The organism is Streptomyces cellostaticus (assembly GCF_023630175.1).
GTDB classification, from domain to species: domain Bacteria; phylum Actinomycetota; class Actinomycetes; order Streptomycetales; family Streptomycetaceae; genus Streptomyces; species Streptomyces cellostaticus_A.
Window position 1 is genome coordinate 83,772 of sequence record NZ_JALLIN010000031.1, and the last position, 7,033, is coordinate 90,804.

At 74.8% G+C, this 7,033-nt stretch carries 6 protein-coding genes; 5 read left to right on the forward strand and 1 reads right to left on the reverse strand.

From position 1 onward, the window contains the following. Positions 1-73 precede the first annotated feature (73 nt). On the reverse strand, positions 74-1,216 hold the full coding sequence (gene mtnA, locus MXD57_RS20580) for an S-methyl-5-thioribose-1-phosphate isomerase (RefSeq protein WP_250403106.1): 1,143 nt from the start codon (positions 1,214-1,216) through the stop codon (positions 74-76). Between the two features lie 142 nt (positions 1,217-1,358). On the opposite strand from mtnA, the gene MXD57_RS20585 reads away from it, so the two are divergent. Genes MXD57_RS20585 through MXD57_RS20605 form a run of 5 tightly spaced genes read left to right on the forward strand, consistent with a single transcriptional unit; the run spans position 1,359 to position 7,005 of the window. Further along, positions 1,359-2,726, forward strand: coding sequence for a DUF7544 domain-containing protein (locus tag MXD57_RS20585; RefSeq protein WP_250403108.1), 1,368 nt, complete (start codon positions 1,359-1,361; stop codon positions 2,724-2,726). A 4-nt stretch (positions 2,727-2,730) separates the two neighbouring features. Next, entirely contained in the window at positions 2,731-3,513 is a 783-nt protein-coding gene (locus MXD57_RS20590; protein WP_250403110.1) for a DUF4129 domain-containing protein, read from the forward strand. Beyond that, positions 3,510-4,706, forward strand: coding sequence for a DUF4350 domain-containing protein (locus tag MXD57_RS20595; protein WP_250403112.1), 1,197 nt, complete (start codon positions 3,510-3,512; stop codon positions 4,704-4,706). The genes MXD57_RS20590 and MXD57_RS20595 overlap by 4 nt, the downstream gene beginning before the upstream one ends. Continuing rightward, on the forward strand, positions 4,706-5,695 hold the full coding sequence (locus MXD57_RS20600) for an AAA family ATPase (RefSeq protein WP_250403117.1): 990 nt from the start codon (positions 4,706-4,708) through the stop codon (positions 5,693-5,695). Before MXD57_RS20595 ends, MXD57_RS20600 begins: the two co-directional genes overlap by 1 nt. Next, a complete protein-coding gene (locus MXD57_RS20605; protein ID WP_250403113.1) occupies positions 5,695-7,005 on the forward strand; it encodes a DUF58 domain-containing protein in 1,311 nt (436 codons plus the stop codon). The genes MXD57_RS20600 and MXD57_RS20605 overlap by 1 nt, the downstream gene beginning before the upstream one ends. Positions 7,006-7,033: the final 28 nt, after the last annotated feature.

Consider the following 7,033-nt stretch of genomic DNA (forward strand, 5'->3'; position numbering starts at 1 on the left):
TCGCCCCCGCCGCGGCTCCTGCGTCCCGCTCCTCGCCGCGGAACGGAGGAGCCGCCGCCGGTCGCCTCGTGCCTCAGCCCGGCGTCACCTGGGACGACCCGGCGCACATCTCCGCGAGCGCCTCGGCCGTCACGGGTGAGACCGTCCCCTCCTCGGTGACGATCGCCGTCACCAGCTCGGGCGGCGTCACGTCGAACGCCGGGTTGTACGCCTGGGTCCCCAGGGGCGCCACCGCGACGCCGCCACCGGCGCCCGTCACCGGCATCTGGGGGGCCAGGACGTCGGTCACCTCGTACCCGGGACGCTGCTCGACCTCGATGGACGCCCCGTCCGCAGTGCTGAGGTCAACCGTCGTCACCGGCGCCACCACGATGAAGGGCACGTGGTGGTAGCGGGCGAGCACCGCGAGCGGATAGCTCCCCACCTTGTTCGCCACCGAACCGTCGGCCGCGATCCGGTCCGCGCCGACGAGCACCGCGTCCACCTCGCCGGCCGCGAACAGCGACCCGGCCGCGTTGTCCGTGAGCAGGGTGTACGCCATACCGCGCCGCGCCGCCTCGTACGCCGTGAGACGAGCGCCCTGCAGCAGCGGACGCGTCTCGTCCACCCACAGCCTGCGCAGCCGCCCCGCCCGGTGCGCGGCGAGAGCCACCGCGAACGCCGTGCCCTCCCCGCCCGAGACCAGTGTCCCGGTGTTGCAGTGGGTCAGGACGCGGTGTCCGCCGCCCGGCAGCAGTTCGTCCAGCAGCGCCAGCCCGTGGACCGCCATCCGCCCGCTGGCCTCCGCGTCCTCCTGGTGCACGGTTCGCGCAGCGGCCAGCGCCGCCGTCGCCGCCGCCGTCGGGTCACCGGTGCCGGCGAGCACGGTGCGATGGGCGGACGCCGCTCTGTGCACGCCGAGGGAGAGGTTCACGGCGGTGGGCCGGGCGTTCTCGAGCGCCGCCGCGGCCTCGTCGACGTCGAACCCCCGCGCGGCGGCGAGGGCGACGCCGTAGGCCCCGGCGATCCCCAGCAGCGGGGCCCCGCGTACGGCGAGCGAGCGGATCGCCTCCACCAGCGCCGGCGCGTCCGTGCACACCAGCTCGACCTCCTCGGCCGGCAGCCTCGTCTGGTCGAGAAGGACCACCACGGGGCCTTCGGGTGGTTCCTCCCATCGGATCACGGGTATCTCGGCCGGCCGCTTGTCCTCGCCGGATTGCGCGTACTGATCAGCCATGCGGTCAGTCTGCCCCGGAACCGGCGGACAATTGAAGGAGTCCAACGCCCACCGCGGCCGGTCGCCACCCGACCACCCCATGGCACGATGTCTGCCAACCTGCCGCCGCGTCCCCGCGGACGGGCACCGTGAAGGAGCTTCGATGACTGACACTCCGGGCTGGGCCTCGCCCGGATCCGCCCCGTCGTCCGACGGGCGGGAACCCGGCGCTTCCGGCCCCGCCGAGCCCGCCGACCGCCCTGGCCCCGCCGAGCCCGCCGCACAGCCCGGCCCGGACACGCAGGCACCAGGCGCGAAGTGGTCCGAGGAGCAGCCACCGCCCGGCCAGTGGTCCGCGCCCACGGGCGCACCCGGCCCGGGCCAGGCCCCGCCGCCCCCGCCGCAGCCCGGCCCGGGCTGGGGCGGCGGCCCCGCAGGGGGCGCCCACGGCGGACCGCCCGGCGGTTACGGCGGCTACGGCGCCCCCGGCGGGGCGTGGGGCGGCGGTTGGGGCGGACCCCCGCCCGCCGCCAAACCCGGCGTGATCCCGCTGCGCCCGCTCGGCGTCGGTGAGATCCTCGACGGCGCCGTCTCCACCATGCGCACCCACTGGCGCACGGTCCTCGGCATCTCGCTGACGGTCGCGGTGGTCACCCAGCTCGGCGTGATCCTGCTGCAGGGCTTCCTGCTGAACGACAACGCGACCACGGACGCCCTCAACGACCAGAACGCCTCCGGGAGCGAGATACTCCGGGCCCTCGGCACGCTCATGGCCGGCGTCTCCGTCGTGGGCGTGATCTCCGTCGTCGGAAGCATCGTCGCGACCGCCCTGCTGACGACGGTCACCAGCCGTGCTGTCCTCGGCAGGCCGGTCAGTACCGGCGAGGCCTGGCGCGACGCCCGACCGCAGGTGCCGAGGCTGTTCGGCCTGCTCCTGCTGCTCGGCCTCATCTCGGCGGGCGTGGTGTTCGGCGGCGCGCTGCCCGGCATCCTCGTCCTCGCCCTCGGCGGGAACGAGGGAGCCGGTATCGCCCTGCTCGTCCTCGGCATGCTGGCCGCCGTCGTCGTCGCGATCTGGCTGACCGTCCGCTTCTCCCTCGCCTCGCCCGCGCTGATGCTGGAGCGGCAGGGCATCGTGAAGTCGATGATCCGCTCCGCGAAGCTGGTCCGCGGCTCCTGGTGGCGCGTCCTGGGCATCCAGATGCTCGCCGGGCTCATCGCCAACGTCGTCTCGTCGCTCGTGGTGATCCCCTTCGCCCTCATCGCCGGTGCCGCCGCCGGCGGCGACGGGATGGCGACCTTCATCACCGCCGGCAGCCAGGGCACCGGCTGGACCTTCCTGATCATCAGCGGCATCGGCTCGGTGCTCGGCGCCATGATCACGCTGCCGATCACCGCGGGCGTCACCGTGCTGCTGTACATCGACCAGCGCATCCGCCGCGAGGCCCTCGACCTCGAACTGGCCCGCGCCGCAGGAGTCCCGGAGAGCGGCCCCGGCGCTCCCGCCCACGGCCCCGTACCGGGGAGCTGATGGGGTGGGCCTGACGGGGGGAGTTCTCACGGTGGCGGCCCTGCCGGGCGCCGCCGGATCGGCCGTACGCGGCCTGCTGGGCGCCACCGCCCGCACCGGCGTCCTGGCGGCCGGCGGCTCGGGCGACGAGCCGCCGGTCACCATCTCGCGCGACCCGGCGCGGGAGGCCGCGCGCCGGGAGCTGTCGAAGCGGATGTACCACGAGAACGACCCCGGCCTGATCCAGCGGGCCCTGAACGCCTTCTGGGACTGGGTCGGCCGGCTGCTGGACACCGCGGCGTCCGCGACGCCGGGCGGCGCGCTCGGCCTGCTCGTCGTCGTCCTGGCCGTCGTGGCGGTCCTGGCCGCCCTGTGGTGGCGTCTGGGCACGCCCCGCCGCACATCCGTCTCCGCCGCCGCCCTGTTCGACGACCGCCCCCGCAGCGCCGCCGAACACCGCGCGGCGAGCGAGGCCCACGCCGCTCAGGGGCACTGGAACCAGGCCGTCCAGGAACGCATGCGGGCCATCGTCCGCTCCCTGGAGGAACGGGCCCTGCTCGACGTCCGCCCCGGCCGCACCGCCGACGAGGCGGCCGCCGAGGCCGGACGCACCCTTCCCGCGCACACGGACCGGCTGCGCTCTGCCGCCCGGGAGTTCGACGACGTCACGTACGGCGGGCGCCGGTCCGACGAGCAGGCGTACCAGCGCATCGCCGCTCTCGACGGTGACCTCGAACGCAGCCGGCCCGACCTGGCGGGCAACACCGCCGGTACGGCCCGCGGCACCAGCCGGGGAGCCGCCGAGTGAGCACCGGGGACGCCCTGCCGACCACCTCCACCTCGCCCACCGCCCGCCGGCTCTGGGTCCGCTCGCGCGGCATCGCACTCGCCGTGGTGCTGCTCCTGGTCGCCGCCGTGGCGATCGCCGCCGTCCGCTCCCAGGCCCGGCACGGCGCACTCGACCCGCGCTCGGCCGACCCCTACGGCAGCCGGGCCGTCGCCGAACTCCTCGCCGACCGGGGGGTGTCCACCCGCGTCGTCACCACCCTCGGTGCGGCACGGGCCGCGGCCGGGCCGGACACCACGCTCCTGGTCGCCGTACCCGACCTGATGACCCACCGGCAGCAGACCCGGCTCCACTCCGCCACCGCGCACTCCGGTGGCCGCACCGTCCTCGTCGCGGCCGGAGGCTGGTCCGTGGAACGCCTCGCGCCCGGGGTGACCGCGGACCCCGCCAGGAGCACGGACTCGACGCTCGCCCCCGGCTGCGACCTCGCCGCGGCCCGGCGTGCGGGCAGCGCCGACACCGGCGGCATCCGCTACACCACCACCCGTCTCGACGCCGACTCCTGCTACTCCAGCGAACGCCTCGCCACCCTGCTGCGCGTCCCCGCGTCCTCCGGCGGCGGCGACACCGTCGTGCTCGGCGCGCCCGACATCCTCTTCAACAAGCGCCTCGACGAGCAGGGCAACGCCTCGCTCGCCCTCCAGCTCCTCGGCTCCCGTCCGCATCTGGTCTGGTACCTCCCCTCGCTCTCCGACGGCTCGACCGCCGACCCCGGCGACCGGAAGTCCTTTTTCGACCTGCTGCCGTCCGGCTGGCTGTGGGGCACCCTGCAGCTCTTCATCGCCGCCGTGCTCGCCGCCTTCTGGAGGGGACGCCGGTTCGGCCGACTCGTGCCCGAGGCACTCCCTGTCGCGATCCGCGCCTCCGAGACCGCCGAAGGCCGCGCCCGCCTCTACCGCAAGGCCGACGCCCGCGACCGTGCGGCCGCGGCCCTTCGTTCCACCGCCCGCACGCGTCTCGCCCCGCTCGTCGGCGTCCCCGCCGCACAGGCGCACGCACCCGAAGCCCTGCTCCCCGCCCTGTCCGCCCATCTGCACGGCGACGGACAGAACCTGCACCCGCTCCTCTTCGGACCGCCGCCCGGCGACGACGCGGCCCTCATCGCACTCACCGACCGACTCGACGCCCTCGAAAGGCAGGTTCGCCGTCCATGATGGACCCGACCACTGACAACGCCGGGACCACCGGGGACCCGGACGCGGCCCGAGCCTCCCTGGAAGCGCTGCGCGCCGAGATCGCCAAAGCCGTGGTCGGCCAGGACCCCGCCGTGACCGGCCTGGTCGTCGCCCTTCTCTGCCGCGGACACGTACTGCTGGAAGGCGTCCCGGGAGTCGCCAAGACGCTGCTCGTCCGTGCGCTCGCGTCGGCGCTCGAACTCGACACGAAACGTGTGCAGTTCACCCCCGACCTGATGCCCAGCGACGTCACCGGCTCCCTCGTCTACGACACCCGGACCGCCGAGTTCTCCTTCCAGCCCGGCCCGGTCTTCACGAACCTGCTGCTCGCGGACGAGATCAACCGCACCCCGCCCAAGACCCAGTCCTCCCTGCTGGAGGCCATGGAGGAGCGCCAGGTGACGGTCGACGGCACACCACGCGCGCTCCCCGACCCGTTCCTCGTGGCCGCGACCCAGAACCCGGTGGAGTACGAAGGCACCTACCCCCTCCCCGAGGCCCAGCTCGACCGCTTCCTCCTCAAGCTGACCGTCCCGCTGCCCTCCCGTCAGGACGAGATCGACGTCCTGACCCGCCACGCGTCCGGCTTCAACCCCCGTGACCTGCGAGCCGCAGGCGTGCGCCCGGTCGCGGGCCGGGCCGATCTGGAGGCGGCGCGCGCGGCGGTCGCCAGGACGAGCATCTCCTCCGAGATCACCGCCTACGTGGTGGACATCTGCCGCGCCACCCGTGAGTCGCCGTCCCTCACCCTCGGGGTCTCTCCGCGCGGCGCGACCGCTCTGCTGGCCACCTCACGGGCCTGGGCATGGCTGACCGGCCGTGACTACGTCATCCCCGACGACGTCAAGGCGCTCGCCCTGCCCACCCTGCGCCACCGGATCCAGCTCCGGCCCGAGGCCGAGATGGAGGGCGTGACCACCGATTCCGTCATCAACGCCATCCTCGCTCACGTCCCGGTCCCCCGCTGATGGCGATCACCGGACGTGCCGCCCTGCTGGCGGCCCTCGGCTCGATCCCCGTCGGCGTCCTGGAGCCGGGCTGGACGGGCATCCTCGCCGTCAACGGCTCCGTCGCCCTGGCCTGTGCCTGCGACTTCGCCCTCGCGGCTCCCGTACGACGGCTCGGCCTGTCCCGCTCCGGCGACACCTCCGCGCGTCTCGGTGAGACGGCCGACGTGACGCTCACCGTCACCAACCCGACCGGCCGCCCGCTGCGCGCCCACCTGCGGGACGCGTGGCCGCCCAGCAGTTGGCGGCCCGGCACGGAGGTGGCGGCCTCGCGGCATCGCGTCATCGTCCCGGCCGGCGAACGCCGGCGCCTGACGACCCGGTTGCGTCCCACCCGACGCGGTGACCGACAGGCCGACCGCGTCACGATCCGGTCCTACGGCCCCCTCGGCCTGTTCGCCCGTCAGGGCACGCACGCGGTTCCCTGGACGGTGCGCGTGCTGCCTCCGTTCACCAGCCGCAAGCACCTCCCGTCCAAACTCGCCCGGCTGCGCGAGCTCGACGGCCGCACGAGCGTGCTGACGCGGGGCGAGGGAACCGAGTTCGACAGCCTGCGCGAGTACGTCCCCGGTGACGACACCCGCTCCATCGACTGGCGTGCCACCGCCCGGCAGTCCACGGTCGCGGTGCGTACCTGGCGACCCGAGCGGGACCGTCACATCCTCCTGGTCCTCGACACCGGCCGTACGTCGGCCGGCCGTGTGGGTGATGCCCCGCGGCTGGACGCCGCGATGGACGCGGCGCTGCTCCTGGCGGCCCTCGCCTCCCGGGCCGGCGACCGGGTCGAGCTGCTGGCCTACGACCGCCGGGTGCGCGCCCGGGTCCAGGGCCGCGCGGCCGGGGACGTCCTGCCGTCCCTGGTGAACGCCTTGGCCACGCTGGAACCGGAGCTCGTGGAGACGGACGCGCGCGGTCTGACGGCGACCGCTCTGCGCACGGCCCCGCGTCGCTCCCTGATCGTGCTGCTCACGACCCTCGACGCCGCCCCGGTGGAGCAGGGTCTGCTGCCCGTGCTGCCCCGGCTCACCCGACGTCACACGGTTCTGGTGGCCTCCGTCGCCGATCCTCACATCGCGCGGATGGCGCGGGCCCGAGGGAACCCGGAGGCCGTGTACGAGGCCGCCGCCGGGGCGCAGGCGCAGACCGAACGGCAGCGCACCGCCGAACAGTTGCGCCGGCATGGTGTGACGGTCGTGGACGAGACGCCGGAGGATCTGGCTCCCGCTCTGGCGGACGCCTATCTGGCACTGAAGGCGGCCGGCCGGCTCTGAACCGCCGGTGTCGGGTCCCTTCGGGGCC